Here is a 19,903-nt window from a genome sequence, read left to right on the forward strand (position 1 = left end):
GCGGGGGCCGCAGCTAGCATGGTGGGTATGTCATCTCCCCTCGCCGAACTCGACGACGCCCACGTGCAACAGGTCCGAACCCGCATCCTGGATTGGTATGCGGCCAACGCCAGGAAACTGCCCTGGCGTGAGCCAGAAACCACCGCTTGGGGTGTGCTGGTATCCGAGGTGATGCTGCAACAAACCCAGGTGGCTCGCGTGTGGGAACCGTGGCTGGCGTGGATGCAGCGGTGGCCTGGACCTGCGGACCTAGCTGCTGCCGAGGCCGCCGACGTGTTGATCATGTGGGGGCGGCTAGGCTATCCACGCCGCGCTCTGCGACTGCATGAAACCGCCAAAGCGGTGGTAGAGAAACATGACGGCCAGCTACCCGCCGACCCTGAGTTGCTGCTCCAGTTACCAGGCATCGGCGAATACACCGCCGCTGCGGTCTCATCGTTTGCCTTTGGTATCCCCGAGGTAGTGATCGATACGAACGTGCGTCGTGTACACGCCAGGATCTTTACCGGGGTGGGCGCCGCAGCGCCGAGTCTGACTGCTGCAGAACGCCAACTGGCCAGAAAGCTGATGCCCGATACCTCAACGGAGCAGGGCGTTGCCGATGCGAATACGTGGAATGTCGCGACCATGGAATTGGGTGCGCTAATTTGTACTGCACGAGCACCCAAATGTGAAGAGTGCCCGGTGTTAGCGCAGTGTGCGTGGGTGGCGGCTGGTAAGCCCGAACCCGACGTGGTGGCGAAAACCCAATCGTGGAATGGTTCGGATCGTCAGGTTCGCGGGGCGATCATGGGCGTGCTACGCGCCCAAGGAACAGTCGATGTCGGCAGATTGCGCACCACGGTAGAAGCGACCGGCAGGCTTGGTCGTCACATACCCGAATCAGCCCAGTGGGATCGCGCGGTCACCGGTTTGGTTGATGACGGGCTGGCTGTGCTCAGCGAAGATGTTCTGACTCTGCCTTAGTCACCGAGTGGACGCTGCGCGAGGTCCAGGATCATGCGGGTATTGCCCAGCGTGTTGGGTTTGACTCGAGCAAGATCTAGGAATTCTGCGACACCCTCGTCGGTGGATAGCAGCAGTTGGCTGAAGACGTCTGGGTCCAGCACCGACTGGTCTTTCATGATTTCGAAACCATGGCGTTGGAAGAACGAGGTCTCAAAGGTCAGGCAGAAGACGTGTTGGACACCGAGGGCCTCGGCTTTATTGAGCAGGGCGTTCAAGACGAGCCCGCCGATACCGCGACCTTGGTGACCGTCGGCTGTTGCAAGGGTCCGGACCTCGGCTAGATGCTCCCACATCACGTGCAGGGCACCGAAACCAACGATCTCGCCCTCGTCGCTTTCTGCAACCATGAACTCCTGGACCGACTCGTAGTAGGCGACCTTGTCTTTGTCGAGCAGTACACGTTCGCTCGCAAGCGGTTGCACCATTGAGCGAATGGTGGGGACGTCCTGGGTGCGGGCCGGGCGGATGTGAATTTCCATTATGCCAACATTACTTGTTGTGACATTTCTCGGCTAATCTGAGGGCTGCGCTCCATTCTCGGCGGAAATACGCCATCTGCCAACACGCGCACGACGAGGCTAGGCAAAGGGCTGGAAGTATCAGCACAATGGTGACTATGAAAATTTTAACCGTATGCCTTGGAAATATTTGCCGCTCCCCCGCCGCCGAATCAGTGCTGATTCATGAATTCGAAAAAGCCGGGATCGACGCTGAAGTCGCATCGGCCGGCACCTCTGATTGGCACATCGGCACCGGAGCGCATCACCTGACCCAGAAAGTCGGCACCGAGCGCGGTTACGAATTCACGTCAGTGGCCGATCAAATCACCGCCGAGCATATCGAAGAAGCTGACCTTGTTCTGGCGATGGACGATTCGAATTTGAGCAACGTCTTGGATCTGGCCACCACCGAAGAACAACGAGCCAAGATCGTCCGCTTTGGCGCCTTCGCCTCCACAGTTGATGAAGAAGGCATCGCTAATGTGCCAGATCCTTACGGTCACCCCGAAGAAGCCTATGTCTCAATGTACGACCAGATCGAAGATGCTGCCAAAGGTCTCGTTGAGGCGATCCGAAATGACAGCCTGGACTCGGTATTGCAGCGCTACGGTGGCAAATGAGCCGAACCGGCACAACCTCAACCATCCGGCTAGCCGACGGGACCAAAGCTTTTCGCAAGGCGTTGACCAACGCACCAGCAGGATTCTTCCAATTCGAGGCCGCCGGTCTTGAGGCGTTAGGCCAGTTAGGCGCCAGGGTGCCGAAAGTCTACGAGGTCACCGACGACCACCTGGTCATCGAACTCATCTCAGCTGACACCAGCGTCGGGCGAGTCGAAGACCCAGAAGACGCATTTGGCCAGGAGCTGGCCCGCCTGCACCGTACAAGCCAAGAGCAAGCTGCTGCTGACCAGACTTTCGGTAGTCTGGCAGGTCTTTCGCACTGGTATCTGGGTGCAGCCGCCATCGACCTGCAACCGACGACAACGCTGTATAAATCTTTAGTGACCAATAGGATTGTGCCGTTAACTGAACAGGCTGTCGAAGCGGGCCTCTTGGAGAGCACGGCGGTATCGATGGCCGAGGCAATCACCCCCGAACATTTGGGCCCAGAAGAACCGCCCACCGTCGTGCACGGTGATCTGTGGGCAGGCAACCGAATGGTGGACGCCGCAGGCACCAGTTGGCTGATCGACCCATCATGCCACTGGGGCCACCGCGAACAAGACATCGCGATGATGCACCTGTTTGGTGGCTTCGGTCCGGCCGTCATGACCGGCTACACCGATGAGTTTCCGCTGGCCGACGGTTGGCAGCAGCGCATCCCGGTCTTCCAGCTTGTCCCGCTGTTGGTGCACGTGCTGTTATTTGGCGCAGGCTATGCGGCATCGACGATGCGTGCGCTGAGCACTACCCTGGACACGTGACGCCACACCAACACTGGAGAGGATAGTAGTCATGTCAGCGACTCGACCCTACCGACCAGGATTAGATCATGTTGCACGTCTGCTGATGTTCATTGGGCTTGCGAGTCTCTTGGCGGGCTTTCCGGTGTTCTCCCAGCATCAAACTTCTGGCGCCATATGGTGGTTGGTCGCAGCGTTCTGTCTCTGGATTCTCGGGATTGTTGCGCAGCGGTTCAGTACGCCGGTCCCGTTGGAACAGATCCCTACACCACCTGGCTGGCACTGGATGTTCTTTTCGATAGTAGTGCTGCCAATGGTGGGCACCTGGGTCGACTGGCAAGGGCTGTGGATTGCGGTACCAATTATTTTTGGTGTGGTTATTGGCGGCTGGGCATCCTACCTTCCGGAACACCGACGCCAAGAGGTAGCCAAGCAATACCAGAGCAGAGACGAAAACGTCTCAACGGGCTGCTAATTTAAGCCGGGTATGATGGCGGCCAGGATGGTGAGCTAGATGACAAACGAACTTCCCGCTGGCCGGCGATTACAGAATCTTATCTATCGGGCAGGTCTTTACGGCCGCCGCCCGCACGTGCCGGTCAACAGTACTGCCCTGTACGATGCCGCGGCCAAGAAGATGTCACCCCGAGCCCGCGGCTACATCAACGGTTCAGCGGGCACCGAAGCCACTGCCGCAGCAAATCGTACCGCCTTTGATCGGTGGCAGCTGGTCCCCCGGATGGCCACCCCGGTGACCGTACGCGACACTTCGGTAACGCTATTTGGCGAGCCCCTGGACTCGCCTTTTGTCCTGGCACCCATTGGTGTGGCCGAGATGGTGCACCAGCAAGCTGATCTTGCGACCGCCGAAGCGGCTGCCACCACTAGGACCCCGATGACGGTCTCGACCCAGGCTTCCGTGCCGATGGAGAAGATTGCCGCTAAATTAGCCGGCACACCGTGGTACTACCAGTTGTATTGGGGCAGCAGCGATGAGGTGGCCTTCAGCATGGTGCGGCGGGCTGAGGCCGCTGGCGCCTCCGCTATCGTCGTCACCCTCGATACGTTTATGCTGGGTTGGCGCACTCAAGATTTAGACAACGGCTTTTTACCCTTCGCCCACGGGATGGGCATCGGTCAATATACCTCAGATCCAGAGTTCGCCAAACTCGTGGAAGCTCGTCTACAAGCCACCTCCCCAAAGGAGAAGTCAAGTGATGAGGCTAGGCCGACGCTAGCTGCAGTGCGTGCACTGATGAACATGAGTAGGCGCTATCCGGGTTCCCTGCGTCAAAATCTGAGGTCGCCTTATCCCAGGGCAGCTGTGGAGACGTTCCTGGAGATCTTTTCTCGTACGGATCTCGGGTGGACCGAACTAGCCCGGCTGCGAGACACCACTGATCTTCCGATTATGATCAAAGGGATCCAACATGCCGATGATGCTCGGCAGGCTCAACGTCTCGGCTTTGATGCGCTGTGGATTTCGAATCATGGTGGACGGCAACTTGATGGGGCGATACCCTCGTTGGACGCCTTGGTCGACGTGCGCCAGACTGTTGGCGCAGAGATGCTGCTGATCTTTGACAGCGGTGTCCGCACTGCCGCAGATGCCATTAAAGCGCTGGCGCTCGGCGCTTCAGCAGTGGCCATCGGTCGGCCGTATCTCTACGGGCTAGCCCTCCACGGGGCTGCTGGTGTGAGCAGTGTCCTGGATTACTTCGCCGCTGAGCTGGATATTAGTCTCGGGCTGATGGGGGTATCCGATATCGCCGATCTCGACGAACAGCATATCCGACCTGCTCGCAGTTGACGGTTCGATACCGGTGGAGAGACGTTCGCCGAAGTTGTTAGAAGGGCGCATAGCAACAAAAAATCGCCGGTACCCTTGCGGGTCCCGGCGATTCTTTGTTAGATCAGGTTAGCTGTCGCTGCCTGCTTCAATAGCTTCACGTTCTGGTGGAGCTTCAATCGATTCGGTTGGCTCAATGATCTCAAATTCCAACTCGTCATCTTTGCCGTCACCCGTTGCGGTGACTTTGATGTGCGAGTGGGCTGGGATCTCACCGTAGAGCAGCTTCTCGGACAGTTTGTCTTCCAGCAAGTCTTGCACTGTACGACGTAGCGGACGGGCGCCCATAGAGGGGTCGTAACCGCGGTTTGCCAGCAGGTACTTGGCTTGGTCGTTGAGTTCGATGCTCAGGTTCTGTTCGGTCAGACGATCCTGCAGGCTCTTGACGAACAGGTCGACAATTTCGACGATCTCGTCGCGAGATAGCTGTGGGAACACAATGACGTCATCAACACGGTTGAGGAACTCCGGACGGAAGTGCTGACGGAGCTCTTCCTGCACGGTGGCCTTCATCCGCTCGTAACCGGTCTGGGTGTCGGAGACCGACTGGAAACCGGTCTGAACACCGCGGGATATGTCCCGGGTACCAAGGTTGGTGGTCATGATGATCACGGTGTTCTTGAAGTCCACCACACGGCCCTGGGAGTCGGTCAGGCGACCTTCTTCCAGAATCTGCAACAGCGAGTTGAACAGGTCCGCGTGGGCCTTTTCAACTTCGTCAAACAACACGACGGAGAACGGACGACGACGAACGCGTTCGGTCAGCTGACCGCCTTCTTCGTAGCCAACGTAACCCGGAGGGGCACCGAAGAGTCGTGAGACTGTGTGCTTTTCTTGGAATTCTGACATGTCCAAGGTGATGAGTGCTTCTTCGTCACCGAAGAGGAACTCAGCCAGGGTCTTGGCCAGCTCAGTTTTACCAACACCCGTTGGGCCAGCAAAGATGAACGAACCGGTTGGACGGTTCGGATCCTTCAGCCCGGCACGGGTACGACGGATCGCACGCGATAAAGACTTGACTGCTTCGTCCTGGCCAATGACCCGGCGGTGCAGTTCGCCTTCCATGTTGCGCAGACGTTCGGCTTCGGTTTCGGACAACCGGAAGACCGGGATACCGGTGGACTTGGACAGCACTTCGGCGATCATGTCCTCATCAACTTCGGCGATGCCGGTGGCTGCTTCTTCGCGCCATTCGCGTTCTTTAGTATTGCGCTCGTCTTGCAGCTGCTGTTCTTTGTCACGCAGCGAGGCGGCGCCTTCGAAGTCTTGGCCGTCAATGGCGGCTTCCTTCTCCTGGCGCACTTTCTCGATGCGAGCATCGTATTCTTTGATCTCCGGTGGGGTCGACATCCGTTGGATGCGCAACCGAGCGCCGGCCTCATCGATCAGGTCGACTGCCTTATCGGGCAGGAAGCGATCCGAGATGTAGCGGTCAGCCATCACGGCGGCTGAGTGCAGTGCATCATCGGTGATGGACACGCGGTGGTGGGTCTCGTAGCGGTCACGCAGACCGCGCAGAATCTCCACGGTGTCTTCCACGGATGGTTCATCTACCTGGATGGGCTGGAAGCGACGTTCCAGGGCAGCATCTTTTTCGATGTGCTTGCGGTATTCGTCCAGCGTGGTGGCACCGATGGTCTGGAGTTCACCACGGGCCAGCATTGGCTTCAGGATGGAGGCGGCGTCGATAGCGCCTTCGGCGGCACCGGCCCCAACCAACGTGTGAATTTCGTCGATGAACAGGATGATGTCGCCGCGGGTGCGGATTTCTTTGAGCACCTTTTTCAGGCGTTCTTCGAAGTCACCGCGGTAGCGGGACCCTGCAACCAGCGATCCCAGGTCCAGGGTGTAGAGCTGTTTGTTCTTCAGGGTTTCTGGGACATCATCGCGCACGATGGCTTGTGCCAGCCCTTCGACAACAGCGGTTTTACCGACACCGGGTTCACCGATGAGGACCGGGTTGTTTTTGGTACGACGTGAGAGTACCTGCATGACACGTTCCATTTCATCGGAACGACCAATAACAGGATCAAGCTTCGATTCGCGAGCTGCTGCGGTGAGGTTGGTACCGAACTGGTCCAGGACAACTGAACCGGCCGGCTGGCCCTGGCTGGAACCACTCTGGGACACGCCCGCTGGTTCTTTGCCTTCGCCTTCGCCCGAGCCTTGGTAGCCCGACAGCAACTGAATGACGGTCTGGCGGACGCGATTCAGATCAGCGCCAAGCTGTACCAGAACCTGAGCGGCTACGCCTTCGCCTTCACGGATCAGACCCAGCAGGATGTGCTCGGTGCCAATGTAGTTGTGGCCCAGCTGCAGTGCTTCACGCAGCGAGAGTTCTAAAACTTTTTTGGCGCGCGGGGTAAATGGGATGTGGCCGGATGGGGCTTGCTGGCCCTGGCCAATAATTTCTCGTACCTGCTCGCGCACAGCACCCAATGAGACATCGAGAGACTGTAAGGCTTTGGCGGCAACGCCATCACCTTCGTGGATCAACCCGAGCAGGATGTGCTCGGTACCGATGTACGAGTGGTTGAGCATGCGCGCTTCTTCCTGCGCAAGCACTACGACTCGTCGGGCCCGATCGGTGAATCTTTCAAACATGGGCACACTCCTTGCTGACTGTTGAATCTGATCGTACTGAGTTATATGAGGTATTGAGACTGCTGTTCACTGCTGGGCGAAGGGAATGTGCCATTATTTACCCTAAGCTGAGTCACCCTGACTCATGGTAGGTTCGCACACACCGTTCCTATCCCACAAACGTAGTGGTTGAGGCTGTGGATAACCAGAGTTGGTGCAGCGTTATTCCGAAGCGTTACAGCTTTTCGATCACAGCGTCATCGTCGCCGTCTCGTTCCGCGGCTTTCTTCTGCGCCCACAGTTGGGCTTCGCGTTCTTCGGCTTCACGGCGGGCGTCGCGCTCACCGGAGTCACCCCGAAACAGCGAGCGCATGACTAACCAAAAGATAAAGAACAGCCCGATGGATGGGGCTAGTACTTCAAAGTAATCCATGAAAACGTCCACGGTGTCTCCTTACTCGTTGCCCTCTTCTGGTTTGAGCAGCGGGAACAGGATCGTTTCACGAATCCCGGTCCCGGTGAGTAACATGACCAGCCGGTCGACACCCATGCCCAGACCACCAGTTGGTGGGGCACCATATTCTAGAGCACGCAGGAAGTCGTGGTCTAGCTGCATGGCTTCTTCATCACCGGCAGCCGCGGCCTCGGATTGCGAGGTCAGACGCTCACGCTGGATGACCGGGTCGATGAGCTCGGAGAATGCGGTGCCAATTTCATAGCCGTCGATGATCAGATCCCAGGCTTCGACCATGCGCGGGTCTTGCCGGTGCGGGCGCGCCAGTGGTTGGGCGGCCTGCGGGTAGTGATACACGAAGGTCGGCTGCACCAGGTTGGGCTCGACGAGCTCGTCGAAGAGTTCCAGCGCTAGTTCTTGTGCGTCGTTGTGCTTGCTGGCATCAACGTCGATGTTTTGGGCTTTGGCGATCGCCAGTAGTTCTTCGGCGGTGGTATCCGGGGTGACTTCTTGGCCCACAGCTTCGGAAACGGCCGGGTAGAACTCGCGCCATTCCCACTCGGTGTCCAACACGATCGTGTTGCCTTCTGGGGTGGTGAGTTCTTGTTCGACGCCGGCGGCTTTGGCCGCGGCCAAGATGACCTCGCGGATCCTCTCGGCCATGCCGTACATATCCGAGTAGGCCTCGTAGGCTTCTAGCATCGTAAATTCTGGCGAGTGCGTGGAGTCGACACCTTCGTTGCGGAAGACCCGGCCGATTTCGAAAATCTTGTCAATCCCGCCGACGACGGCGCGCTTGAGGTACAGCTCGGTGGCGATACGCAGCGTCATCGTCTGGTCAAACGCGTTGAGGTGCGTCTCAAACGGGCGGGCCTGTGCCCCACCGTGAATCAGCTGCAGGATCGGGGTTTCGACTTCGATGTACCCCTGGTCTTCCAGGGTGCGTCGGATCGCCCGAACCACACCGGCACGTTTGTGGACCATTTCGGCGGCTTCTTGGCGGACAATCAAGTCCGCGTAGCGCTGGCGGACCCGGGTTTCTTCGGCCAGGTCGGCGTGCAGCACCGGCAGTGGCCGTAGCGCTTTGGAGGCCATGGTCCAGGAGTCCGCCATGATGGACAGTTCACCGCGCTTGGAGGTGATGACCTCACCGGTGACCGAAATGTGGTCACCCAGATCGACCAGGTGCTTATACGAATCCAGCGAGTCGGCACCAACCCGAGCCTGGGACAGCATGACCTGCAGACGAGGATGCTCGCCGGCGGCACCGCCTTCTTGCAGGCTGGCAAAACACAGCTTTCCGGTGTTGCGCTGGAATACGACGCGACCGGCCACCGAGACGATGTCACCGGTTTCAACCCCCGGTTCCAGATCGGGGTACTTTTCCCGGATCTCGGCGAGCGTATGCGTGCGGTCTACCTCAACCGGGTAGGCGGCAACACCTGCGTCAAGCAGTTCCTGGCGTTTGGCCTGGCGAACTTTGCGTTGATCGCGGGTGTTCTCGACGTCGTCGACGGTGGAGGGGCTGGTGTTTGAAGTGTTGGTCGTACTCACGTCCCATAGTCTAGCCCGGTGCGGCCGCTCATACCGGCGTTATGTCCGGTTTGGGCGGATTAATCGCCCCTGGCTCACGATCGACTGCGCCCCGAGACCTCGATCGGGCCCGGGGTCAGTTCCGGATAGCGGGCCTGCGCGAATGTAGCCAGCTGTTCCGCGAGAGCTTGCACCTGCTCGCTGGCGTAGTGATCTGCCCGCCAGCCGGCATGCAACCCGACCGACAGCACGTGCCCGCGCGAGGTAATCTTTGCCGGCTTCAGGCCGAAGAACGCATCTTCGGTGACCACTGCGACGCCGTTGCCCGTGGCGACCAGCGCTTGGGCGACGCGACCCGAATTGGTTTCGACGATATCGGGCACGGTCAGGCCCGCGACGTCGATGGCGCCGTCCAGCACACGTCGTGACATAAACTCTGGCGTGGCGACCACGACGCGTTCGTCGACGAGCTCTTCCAGCCGAATTTCGTCGCGCTGCGCCCAGGGATGAGTCGGGGCGACATAGGCCCACACAGGTAGCTCGACCAGGGCGACCGAGGCGAGTTGGCGGGGAGGCTCAGACGGCATGATGACTAAGTCGGCGGTATGGACTGCTTGCTCGAGCGAACTTCCCAGTGGGGTTTCAATGACGTGGGAGTGCAGTTCGGACGAATCCAGGGTCGCAACAAATGGGATGACCACATCGATGAGCGTGGTGCCCGGGGCGGCAAAGGTGATCTCGCTAAACCGTCCCGTCGACAGCATCTTGGCAAACGCCTCAGCTTTATGGATTTCGTTGACGAGTTGTTGTGCGACCGGCAGGAACTCTTCGCCCGCGGCGGTCAGCGTGACCCCCGAATGACTCGACTGCAAGAGGGTGACCTGCAGGTGGCGTTGGAGTTTTTGCAGTTGCCGCGACAGCGCCGGTTGGGTGATATTAAGTTTGCCCGCCGCCACCGATACGTTGCGCGTGTCGGCGACCGTGAGAAATGCTGTGAGTAACCGCTCGTCCATAACCGTTAAGCATACCTGCGATGACGAGATTCTATTGGCCGCGCATAGCCGTGGTGCCGCATAATGGGAAGGACAACCCGTTGTCTTATCGAGCCGTCAAAAAGGATTTCCCATGTCGCGTGAACCGTTAGATCAGTCCCGCAAACTTGTGACCGAATTGCCTGGACCAAAAGCCCGTGAAATGCGTGAACGGATGGAAACCTACGTTCCCAAAGCGCTCAGCCCTTCGACCCCGGCGTTTGCCTCGCGTGTTGAAGGTGGCATCCTCGAAGATGTGGACGGCAACCGCCTGATCGATCTGGGCGCTGGTATCGCCGTTACGACCGTGGGCGCTTCACACCCGAAAGTCGTCGAAGCCGTCAAACAACAGGTCGAAGACTTCACCCACACCTGCTTTATGGTCACCCCGTATGACTCCTACACCCAGTTGGCGCAGCGCCTAGATGAGCTGGTCCCCATCTCGGGCCAGACCCGCAGCGTGCTGTTGAACTCGGGAGCCGAAGCCGTCGAGAACGCAGTAAAAATTGCCCGCGCCTACACCGGCAAGCAAGCGATCGCCGCCTTTGATCACGCCTATCACGGTCGCACGACCCTGACCATGGGGCTGACCGCCAAAAACATGCCCTATAAGGACTCCTTCGGCCCATTTGCGTCCGAACTCTACCGCGTACCGGGCTCCTACCCCTTCCGCGATGGGCTCAGCGGCGAAGAAGCAGCCGCCCGCACCATCTCCTCGCTGGAATCGCAGATCGGTGCGAATAACCTCGCCGCGGTGATCATGGAACCAATTCAGGGCGAAGGTGGGTTTATTGTGCCCGCCGAAGGCTTCCTGGCCAAGGTCGTCGAATGGTGTAAAGCCAACGACGTGCTATTCATTGCCGATGAAGTCCAGACCGGTTTCGTCCGTACCGGCACCTGGTTCGCCTCCGAGACTGAAGGCATCGAACCTGATCTGATCACCCTGGCCAAAGGCATCGCCAACGGTATGCCGCTATCTGCGGTCACCGGGCGGGCTGAAGTCATGGATGCTGTGCACCCCGGCGGCCTGGGCGGCACCTATGGCGGTAACCCCGTTGCCGTGGCAGCAGGGCTGGCAGCCATTGAGGTCATGGAAGAAGAAAACCTCACTGCAAAAGCCACCCGCATCGGTGAGATCATTACCGACCACTTCCAGCAGGTACAACAAGACGACCCGCGCGTCGCTGACATTCGTGGTCGCGGTGCGATGATGGCCGTGGAACTCGTTGACCCCGAAACGAAAGCACCGTTGGCAGAGCTGGTCAATCAGATTGCCGTCGAAGCCCGGAAACAAGGCGTCATTACGCTGACCGCTGGCACCTACGGCAACGTGTTGCGCTTCCTACCGCCGGTGGTCATCGGTGAAGACCTCCTGAAAGAAGGCCTGAGCGTGATCACTGATATCCTGGCCGAAACTCGCAGCGATCAGTCCGTGAGCGTCGACGCCTAGAACCTCAACACACGACAAAATGCCCGCATGCTGAACGTTTAGCATGCGGGCATTGTGTTTTTATGGGGACGGGGTTTATGGAGCAGAAAGTATGCTTTAGCGAGACTGTGCCTGCGGTGCGGGTTGCAGCTGTTGGACAAAGTTTCGGGCGAGTTTTTGCACTTGGGGCATGATCTCATCGTCAGCCTCTGCAACGTGCTGCTTCTGTTCCGCAAAGAACTCTGCCAGTTCTGGTTTCTGCGCTACATCCGAGGCACACCAACTACTGAACAGCTCTGGCGACGCTTCCGGGTGGAACTGCACTCCCACGGCGCTACCGATGCGGAAGACTTGATTGGGATAGCGCTCGCCTCGACCCAACAGCACCGCATGCTCAGGTAAGGCGGTAATGCCGTCGTAGTGAAATGCCGTCGCACGGAATCCCGGCGACAGGTCACCCACGAGCGGATCGTGCAGGGCAGCTTCGGTCCAGTCGATATCGACCACCCCGGTCTCTGGGCCGATGGGCGAATTCACCGTGACCTCACCGTCGAAGGCTGCCGCCAGCAATTGAGCTCCCAGACAGATCCCCAAGGTCGGAATGTTTGCTGCTGTGGCACGCCGGCAGAGCGCCGCAATGTCTTCCAGCCACGGGAACTCTTCGACGTGGTGATAGCTCATCGTCCCGCCCAATATGATCAACCCATCAGCTGTCACCTCGGACGGTATCTGGTCGCCCCGAAAGGGCTGCACCACCGTGGTTTCCGCACCAGATTCTGCCAGCCACTGACGGAAACGGCCTAATGGTGCCCGTACGTCAGGTTGGATGACCAGCACTTTGCGGGATGCCACGTGCCCGTTGGTGTTCTGGTTTTGTGTCACGACTCCTCCTCTCACGGTTTGGGTGTAGCCCTGGGACTGGTTAGCGGCCAAAGACCCCGGTGATTCGACCGCGGCCAATGGCATGTTGGAAGAGATTGAACCCCACCTGATCCGGGGTCGCATCCGCGCCAAGATCCAAGGCCGTGTCGACCGCGTGGATGACGAACATGTAGCGGTGCTCGCCGTGCCCAACCGGTGGACGTGCACCCGTATAGCCGGCAACATTGCGCGAGTTCCGTACAAAGACCGGACCTTCGCCTGCTGCCGAGACCCCGAAGGCCTCCCAGTCAATCGTGTCCCAGCGGACCGCACCGCCCGGGATCGACGTCACGGAAGCCGGAATGTTGAACGCCGACATATGCCAGAATCCGGCGGCAGTTGGCGCGTCTGGATCCAGGCACGTCAGCGCGAACGTCTGGGTTCCTGCTGGGATATTGGACCAGGTCAGCTGCGGTAGTTCATCCTTACCGCCAAGCTCTGCCATCACCGAGCGCGTCGGTAATTGCCCGCCGTCGTCGAAGTCCTCACTCGTCAACGTCATGGCAGGCAATTGTGGTAACGGATCATAAGGATCAAAACGCATATGGGCATCCTCTCATGCGGTTCCATCAACGTCTAGCAGCTCTCACTCACGGCTCATCTGCTCCTAGCGTGTCCACGGGCAGCTGGTCGGCGGTTTCGCGAGATCTAGCCGATCGTTAGGCTGGCCGTGCAACCCGAATTTTGATCGTTATAGCTTGAGAAAGTGGTGAGCAGATCATGGAACATGTAGACGTATTGGTCGTAGGTGCCGGATCGATTGGCGCCATGACCTTATGGCAACTTAGTCAACGCTCAGATCTGAAGGTCGTGGGAATTGACGCCTACCCGCGGATGAACTTGAACTCTTCGTATGCTGGGGAATCGCGGCTGTTCCGGACCATCGTCAAAGAGGGTTCCTTATTCAATGAGCACGTGGACGTTTCGCTTGATCTGTGGCACGAACTGCAAGACTTCTCCTCCCAGTCGCTGCTGCACCAGTGCGGGATGCTCAGCATCGGCCCACCCGAGATTGACGACATCCGCGTGACCCGAGAGCTCGCTGAAGAATACGACTTACCTCACGAGCTATTGGACCCTGATGAATTATTCTCCCGGTACCCGCAGTTCAGCCCGGACTCGCACGACATCGGGATATTAGATACCCGAGGTGGGGTGCTCCGCCCCGAGGTCGCGGTCGCCGCGGGCCAGCTCGCCGCCGAACGCAACGGTGCCCAACTGCATTTCAGAACCAAGGTGACCGATCTGACCTCCCGGGCCGAGGGCGTTGAGGTCACCACAACCAACGGGAGCTATCTGGCCAATCACGTGGTGGTCGCCGCCGGGTCCTGGACCAGCCGGCTCCTGCCTGAGCTCGGCACCTACGTCGAAGCTCGGCCAATTGGTTCCACCTGGGCGATGCCACATGACATCAACCAATTTAAGCCGGACGTCTTCCCCGGGTTCATCCGTGATCGAATCCATGAGGATGGCGAAGAAAGCCACTGGTTCGGGGTGCCAAGTTTAGACGGCTACAGTATCAAAATCGGCTACTACCCGGAACCTTCGGAAGAGCGAGTCGATGTGAACCCCGATGAGGACCTGCGCAAATACTCCACCGAACAGCTGTCCTTTGTCGGCGAGATGGTGCAAAAGTGCATCCCGGATCTCCTCCCCTCACCGGTCCGCCACGAAATGCACCACGACACGTATGCTTCCAACCAAATGCCAATTTTTGATCGTCTCGAAGCAGACGACCGCGTGCTGTATGCCGCCGGCTTGTACGGTGTTGGGTTCAAATTCACCACCTCCTACGGCAAGATGCTCACCGAAATGGTGGTCGATGGCGAATCACAGCTGTGGCGGGACGAATTCAGTCTGGCCGCCCACGACCCGCTCACCTAAAACGCAGTGACACCCGCTGCACAGGACACTGAAGGCGAGCTGACAGAAAAATCACCTCGCCTTGTCAGTATGTTGTCGGTTCATTGGCTAGCGTTGCCTTGGGTACACTCCTCCGTGCGCCCAGCTACAACTTGAGAAAGTGACGTGATGACACCGTGGAATACGCCGATGTGGTGGTCATCGGAGCCGGAACAATCGGATCGATGACCCTGTGGCAGCTCAGCCAACAATCCGATCTGAAAGTCGTCGGGATCGATGCCCACGCCCAGGTCAACCTGCGCTCCTCGTATGCCGGTGAATCACGGCTGTTTCGCACCGCGGTCAAAGAAGGCCCGGTCTTCAACGACCACGCTGACGCCTCGATTGATTTGTGGCGTGAGTTAGAAGCCGCCTCGAACCGGCCGATCCTAGACCAGTGCGGAGCGCTGAGCATCGGGCCACCGGATTTCGAAGCCATGCGCACCACGCGCGAAGTCGTTGAGCGCTACGATCTGCCGCATGAAATACTCACTGCCGAGGAACTGCACGCGCGGTATCCGCAATTTAGTCCGGATCCAGACGACATCGGCATTCTCGATACGCGCGGTGGGGCCCTACGGCCCGAAGTCGCCGTCACCGCCGCACACACGGCAGCCGAAGACCAGGGCGCACCACTGTATTTCAACACCCGCGTCACCGAGCTAACTCCGACCGCCGAGGGCATCGAAGTCGTGACCGATGCTGGCACATTTGCCGCACGACAGGTGATTGTGACGATCGGGTCCTGGACTGGACAATTGTTACCGCAGCTCAGCGAGTATGTGGAAGTCCGGCCGATCGGTCTGACCTGGGCTATGCCGCGGAATATTGACCAATTCCAGCCCGAGGTATTCCCGGTGTTTATGCGCGACCGGGTGGCAGCTGACGGCACCGTCACCCACTGGTTCGGCGCACCAACCTTGGATGGCTACAGCATCAAAATTGGCACCTATCCAGAACCGTGGATCAGTCCGATGTCCCCGGATGACCGCCCCGCCGATTACACACCAGAACAACTGGCCTGGGTCGGAGAGATCGTGGCCGAATGCGTGCCGGATTTAATCGCCTCGCCGGTGCGACATTCAGTGCATCACGATAGCTATGCATCGAATAAGATCCCCATTTTCGATCGCCTGCCTGCGGATGATCGCATCCTTTACGCGACCGGGATGCACGGCAATGCCTTCAAATTCGCCCCGTCATACGGCAAGATGCTGGCCGAAATGGCCGTGGATGGCACGTCACCCTTGTGGCGCGAGGAGTTCAGTCTAAACGCCCATCAAAAACTCGCCCGGTGAGCATTCTCCGGTGAGATGACGCTGGGGCCGGTTCGTGGTGAACCGGCCACAGCATCGTCTTGAACCTATTACCAGATGGTGACGCGCTCTTTGGGCTCGAGCCACATGTCATCGCCCGGTTTGGTGTCGTAGGCTTCATGGAAAGCGTCCAAGTTTTTCACCACTTGGTTCGCTCGGAACTCGTTGGGTGAATGCGGGTCAGTCGACACGCGCGTGATCGCTGCTTCCGGACGAATCAGCTGACGCCACACGGCAGCCCAGGACTCAAAGAACTGTCGATCGATGACTTTCCGATCTTCTGGATCGTTGGGGTCGCATCCTTGTTCCTTGGCTGCATCGGGGTTTTGTTCTAAATACAGGTAGAGCGCTTTATGGCTGATGCCCAGTCCGCCGAGGTCGCCAATGTTCTCGCCTAAGGTCAGTTCGCCATTGACGTTATGATCAGGCGCTTCGGCTGGGGCCAGGACCTTGTACTGGTCGATCAGCGTTTGGGTGCGTTGGGTAAATGCGGCCCGGTCTTCATCCGTCCACCAGTTATTCAGCGCGCCATCGCCGTCGTATTGGGAACCTTGGTCATCAAAACCGTGCCCAATTTCGTGGCCAATGACCGCACCGATCCCACCGAAGTTCTGCGCCGGGGTGGCGTCCGGGGAGAAAAATGGTGGCTGCAAGATTGCTGCTGGGAAGACGATCGCGTTTTCCAACGGTGAGTAATAGGCGTTGACCGTCTGAGGGCTCATATGCCACTCTTCGGGGTCCGGTCCCTTTTCGATCTTGGCCAGGTTTTCTTCCAGATCGTGTTCGGCGATGCGGTTGAGCGTGCCGATCAGATCGGTCGCGTTGACCTTGATGTCTGAATAGTCGTGCCATTTGACCGGGTAGCCGACCATTGGATTGAACTTTTCGAGTTTTTCGAGCGCTTTTTCTCGAGTTTGCTGGCTCATCCATGGCAATTCCGAGATCGACTGGCGGTAGGCCTGCTGCAGCGCATCGACCAGCTGGTCCATATGTTCGCGGTGCGATTCGGTGTAGTGCTTGGCAACATAGAGCCGACCCACATCTTCACCGAGGCTCGAGTTCACTAAAGCCACGGCACGCTTCCATCGCGGCAGGAGTTCCTCGGTGCCGGTGAGGACTTTGCTGAATTCAAAGTGTGCCTGAACGAAGTCATCGGACAGGTACGGCGCGTGGGAGGACAGCAGGTGCAGCTTCAACCAGATGCGCCAGGATTTGGTGGGCTCGGATTCCAAGAGCTCTTCTAGGCCGCTGAGGAAATCTGGCTGCCAGACCACGACCTCTTCTGAGCGGTTTTCGTGTTTTTGTCCGGGCGCCATCTTCATGCCCTTGAGCCAGTGCATGCCCGACGGGAAGATTTCGAGCAGTTCTTCCCGGCTCATGAGGTTATAGCGTTTGACGGCATCGCGGACCGAGACAATGTCCCAGTGTTTTTCGGCAATCTTCGTTTCCAGATCGAGCACCCGTTTGGCCATCTTGCGGGCCCGTTTTTCGGTGGGCGCGATTTCCGACAGTAAGAACAGTTTTTCGATGTAGGTGCGGTAGGCCTCGACGATGTCGGCGAATTTCTCGTCGCGATAATAGGATTCATCCGGCAACCCCAGACCGCTTTGAATCATGTGCAGCAAGACCCGGTCCGGGTTGCCAGCATCGGGCATGGCACCGGTTCCGACCGGCCCGCCAACAATACCTTTGCGTTGCAACTTGCCGGTCAATTTGAGGAAGTCTGCGGTTTCGGAAATGTCCGAAATTTTGTCCAGCGTTTCCCACAGCGGGGTGACATGCAGCGCTTCGATGGTCTCTTCGTCCATCATCGCGGTGTACAGCGCACCGATACGTTGTTTGGCACCTTCGTCGGAGTGGTCTGCGACAAACGCGTGGCGACGCTGCTTTTTGGTCAGGTCTTGAGCTGCTGCTTTAAGGATCTCGTGCACGGCATGTTCCGACTTTTCATGTAACTCCATGAACGCGCCATAGGTGCCACGATCCGCTGGGATGGCATTATTTTCCATCCAGTCACCATTGACGTAGCGATACAGATCTTGAGTCGGTTTCGGGGCTGTGGTTGTCACGCGTCTCCTTCAACGATGATGCCGCTATCCAGCAAGTAGCTTACGGCGCTAACAACATGTTGTCGATCAAGCGAACAGGCGGCACCCAGGCCGCGACTAAGGCCAGCGCCTCGCGTTCTAACGGAACCGCCAGTTGCTCATCGGATAGTGGGGTCAGGGTTTCCGGATCGACAATCTCTAGATAGTCTAAGTCTACGTTTTCCTGGGCCCGAATGATGTCGCGGGCAGCCGAAACATCCAAAGGTTCACCTTGTGTTGCCTGATCCGCAAGATAGTGCAGCGCCTTGGATAGGCCCAAGGCTTTTTCCATCCCGTGATCATCGAGTCGCACATTGCGCGACGACAGCGCCAGCCCGGAGGGTGCCCGGACTAAGTCCACCGGACATATTTCGACGTCGATGTTGAGGTCTTTGGCCATGCGGGTGACGATGGCTAACTGTTGGGCGTCTTTTTGCCCAAAGTAACTGCGAAAGACCGCCGGGGACGGTGGCATCAAGATGTTCCAGAGTTTGGCCACCACCGTACACACCCCGTCAAAGTGGCCGGGGCGGGAAGCGCCTTCAAACATCTGGCCCATTTGGCCGGCCGACACGGTGATATGAGGGCCTGCGGGATAGCCCGGATACATGTGCTCGGTGGATGGGGCAAAGACGATATCGCCGCCGTATTCGGTGATCAGCTCGAGGTCCGCGGTCAGATCCCGCGGATAGTGCTCGTAGTCTTCGGGCTGGTCAAATTGCAGCGGGTTGACGAAGACCGAGGCGACCACCAGGTCGTTTTCGTCTCGAGCCTGTTGAAACAGCGCCCCGTGCCCGTCATGCAAGGCTCCCATGGTCGGCACGAGGCCAACCGTGGGGCGGGGGTTGCCGGCTTCGATGAGCTCAGCAACCTGCTGGGCGATCAAGGATTTCGCTGCGTCAGCCGTGGTGGCAAGGAGGGCTTGTTGGTCAGTCACGTCACACAGTCTAGTCACAAGCGCGACCACACCGCCCCGATGTGCCTGGGTGGCGGTTAGGCTTCCAAGATCTGCAAGAGCTCTTCGAGTTTCGCCGCGTTGATGAAGTCGGCTTCGGCTGCTCGGCGTGCGGTTGCCAACGCCATGCCCCGGTAGGTTTCGAACAGGTCGGGATCATCCAGGGCTTTCAGAGTTTCTAAATGTTTGGCCACCGTGCCGGTATCGCCGCGAGAAACCGGCCCGGTCAGTGCCTGGTCGCCATTGGTCAGCGCGTTCTCCAGGCTCGCGGTCATCAGGTTGCCCAGCAACTTGGAGGCGTGGTCAATGCCGGCTGCTTCAAGCATCGCTTGGGCCTGGGCGGTCAGGGTGACAAGGTGGTTGGAGGCATGCGCCATGGCCGCGTGATAGGTCGGGCGTGCGGCTTCCGGGATGGTCACCGGGATGCCGCCCATCTCAACCACCATGGCTTCGGCAATCGGTGCGACCACGGGGTCGGCTGTGATGCCAAAGGCTGTGTTCTGCAAGCGATCCACATCCAGAGACAGCCCGGTGAAAGTCATGGCCGGATGGATCGCCACCGGGATCGCCCCGTGCTCGCGCACCGGCTTCATCACGGCGGTGCCGTACCGTCCAGACGTATGGACCAACAGGTGTCCGGTTTGGATGTGCCCGGCGGCGGCGAGACCAGAAACCAACGGTTCCAGCACATCATCAGGGACCGCAAAAATCACGGCCTCTGAGCGACGAAGAATATCGGGGATTTCGAGGATCGGCGCCTCGGGCAAGAGCGCCTCGGCCCGGGCAATCGAGGCTTCCGAGACCGCGTGGACGCCGGTGACGGTATGGCCGGCTTGCTGAAGCGCTCGGCCCAGGACTGCTCCGACCCGGCCGGCACCAATGATGCCGATCCCCAGTCGATTTGGTTGGCCGATTGCTTCGGTGGTCAGG

The 19,903-nt window shown here is 58.8% G+C and carries 18 protein-coding genes; 8 read left to right on the forward strand and 10 right to left on the reverse strand.

Annotated features, from left to right (window positions below; all coding sequences use genetic code 11):
• The first annotated feature begins 27 nt into the window (after nucleotides 1-27).
• Nucleotides 28-966, forward strand: a complete 939-nt coding sequence (locus tag J2S62_RS11855) for an HhH-GPD family protein (protein WP_310174984.1) — start codon at nucleotides 28-30, stop codon at nucleotides 964-966.
• On the opposite strand, the gene J2S62_RS11860 is transcribed toward J2S62_RS11855, so the two are convergent.
• Nucleotides 963-1,487 (reverse strand): amino-acid N-acetyltransferase, encoded by a 525-nt coding sequence (locus J2S62_RS11860; protein WP_310174986.1) that lies wholly within the window; start codon nucleotides 1,485-1,487, stop codon nucleotides 963-965. The genes J2S62_RS11855 and J2S62_RS11860 overlap by 4 nt on opposite strands.
• Nucleotides 1,488-1,624: 137 nt before the next feature.
• Between J2S62_RS11860 and J2S62_RS11865 the strand changes: the two genes are divergently transcribed.
• The 4 genes from J2S62_RS11865 to J2S62_RS11880 are packed head-to-tail and all read left to right on the forward strand — an operon-like array spanning nucleotide 1,625 to nucleotide 4,723.
• Nucleotides 1,625-2,128: a low molecular weight protein-tyrosine-phosphatase gene (locus tag J2S62_RS11865; protein WP_310174988.1), complete on the forward strand. Its 504-nt coding sequence runs from the start codon at nucleotides 1,625-1,627 to the stop codon at nucleotides 2,126-2,128.
• Nucleotides 2,125-2,934, forward strand: a complete 810-nt coding sequence (locus tag J2S62_RS11870) for a fructosamine kinase family protein (protein WP_310174990.1) — start codon at nucleotides 2,125-2,127, stop codon at nucleotides 2,932-2,934. The genes J2S62_RS11865 and J2S62_RS11870 overlap by 4 nt, the downstream gene beginning before the upstream one ends.
• Nucleotides 2,935-2,965: 31 nt before the next feature.
• The gene (locus J2S62_RS11875) at nucleotides 2,966-3,388 is read left to right on the forward strand and encodes a hypothetical protein (protein WP_310174992.1); all 423 of its coding nucleotides are present in this window, start codon (nucleotides 2,966-2,968) and stop codon (nucleotides 3,386-3,388) included.
• Between the two features lie 39 nt (nucleotides 3,389-3,427).
• Nucleotides 3,428-4,723, forward strand: coding sequence for an alpha-hydroxy-acid oxidizing protein (locus J2S62_RS11880; protein WP_310174994.1), 1,296 nt, complete (start codon nucleotides 3,428-3,430; stop codon nucleotides 4,721-4,723).
• A gap of 108 nt (nucleotides 4,724-4,831) precedes the next feature.
• Here the strand turns inward: J2S62_RS11880 and J2S62_RS11885 are convergent, their stop codons facing one another.
• The 4 genes from J2S62_RS11885 to J2S62_RS11900 form a co-directional block, all read right to left on the reverse strand.
• On the reverse strand, nucleotides 4,832-7,366 hold the full coding sequence (locus tag J2S62_RS11885; protein ID WP_310174996.1) for an ATP-dependent Clp protease ATP-binding subunit: 2,535 nt from the start codon (nucleotides 7,364-7,366) through the stop codon (nucleotides 4,832-4,834).
• Nucleotides 7,367-7,580: 214 nt separating this feature from the next.
• Nucleotides 7,581-7,790, reverse strand: coding sequence for a hypothetical protein (locus J2S62_RS11890; RefSeq protein ID WP_310174999.1), 210 nt, complete (start codon nucleotides 7,788-7,790; stop codon nucleotides 7,581-7,583).
• Nucleotides 7,791-7,799: 9 nt separating this feature from the next.
• Nucleotides 7,800-9,353 carry a lysine--tRNA ligase gene (lysS, locus tag J2S62_RS11895; protein WP_310175001.1) on the reverse strand — a complete coding sequence of 518 codons (1,554 nt, stop codon included), beginning with the start codon at nucleotides 9,351-9,353 and terminating at the stop codon, nucleotides 7,800-7,802.
• Between the two features lie 74 nt (nucleotides 9,354-9,427).
• The gene (locus tag J2S62_RS11900; protein WP_310175002.1) at nucleotides 9,428-10,345 is read right to left on the reverse strand and encodes a LysR family transcriptional regulator; all 918 of its coding nucleotides are present in this window, start codon (nucleotides 10,343-10,345) and stop codon (nucleotides 9,428-9,430) included.
• Nucleotides 10,346-10,457: 112 nt separating this feature from the next.
• Here J2S62_RS11900 and gabT point away from each other — a divergent pair, with 112 nt between their 5' ends.
• Nucleotides 10,458-11,813 (forward strand): 4-aminobutyrate--2-oxoglutarate transaminase, encoded by a 1,356-nt coding sequence (gene gabT, locus J2S62_RS11905; protein ID WP_310175003.1) that lies wholly within the window; start codon nucleotides 10,458-10,460, stop codon nucleotides 11,811-11,813.
• A gap of 96 nt (nucleotides 11,814-11,909) precedes the next feature.
• On the opposite strand, the gene J2S62_RS11910 is transcribed toward gabT, so the two are convergent.
• Nucleotides 11,910-12,674 carry a type 1 glutamine amidotransferase gene (locus J2S62_RS11910; RefSeq protein WP_310175005.1) on the reverse strand — a complete coding sequence of 255 codons (765 nt, stop codon included), beginning with the start codon at nucleotides 12,672-12,674 and terminating at the stop codon, nucleotides 11,910-11,912.
• A gap of 40 nt (nucleotides 12,675-12,714) precedes the next feature.
• Nucleotides 12,715-13,257, reverse strand: a complete 543-nt coding sequence (locus J2S62_RS11915) for a YbhB/YbcL family Raf kinase inhibitor-like protein (protein ID WP_310175007.1) — start codon at nucleotides 13,255-13,257, stop codon at nucleotides 12,715-12,717.
• Between the two features lie 176 nt (nucleotides 13,258-13,433).
• Between J2S62_RS11915 and J2S62_RS11920 the strand changes: the two genes are divergently transcribed.
• Nucleotides 13,434-14,597 (forward strand): FAD-dependent oxidoreductase, encoded by a 1,164-nt coding sequence (locus J2S62_RS11920; protein WP_310175009.1) that lies wholly within the window; start codon nucleotides 13,434-13,436, stop codon nucleotides 14,595-14,597.
• Nucleotides 14,598-14,752: 155 nt separating this feature from the next.
• The gene (locus J2S62_RS11925) at nucleotides 14,753-15,913 is read left to right on the forward strand and encodes an FAD-dependent oxidoreductase (RefSeq protein ID WP_310175011.1); all 1,161 of its coding nucleotides are present in this window, start codon (nucleotides 14,753-14,755) and stop codon (nucleotides 15,911-15,913) included.
• 68 nt (nucleotides 15,914-15,981) lie between these two features.
• Here the strand turns inward: J2S62_RS11925 and J2S62_RS11930 are convergent, their stop codons facing one another.
• From J2S62_RS11930 to J2S62_RS11940, 3 genes are read right to left on the reverse strand one after another with little or no spacing between them, the layout of a single operon-like run.
• Nucleotides 15,982-18,000, reverse strand: a complete 2,019-nt coding sequence (locus J2S62_RS11930) for a M13 family metallopeptidase (protein WP_310175013.1) — start codon at nucleotides 17,998-18,000, stop codon at nucleotides 15,982-15,984.
• Nucleotides 18,001-18,040: 40 nt separating this feature from the next.
• Nucleotides 18,041-18,955 carry a pantoate--beta-alanine ligase gene (gene panC, locus J2S62_RS11935; protein WP_310175015.1) on the reverse strand — a complete coding sequence of 305 codons (915 nt, stop codon included), beginning with the start codon at nucleotides 18,953-18,955 and terminating at the stop codon, nucleotides 18,041-18,043.
• Between the two features lie 56 nt (nucleotides 18,956-19,011).
• Nucleotides 19,012-19,887, reverse strand: coding sequence for a Rossmann-like and DUF2520 domain-containing protein (locus tag J2S62_RS11940; protein WP_407650016.1), 876 nt, complete (start codon nucleotides 19,885-19,887; stop codon nucleotides 19,012-19,014).
• Nucleotides 19,888-19,903: the final 16 nt, after the last annotated feature.

The organism is Enteractinococcus fodinae, assembly GCF_031458395.1.
Classification (GTDB): domain Bacteria; phylum Actinomycetota; class Actinomycetes; order Actinomycetales; family Micrococcaceae; genus Yaniella; species Yaniella fodinae.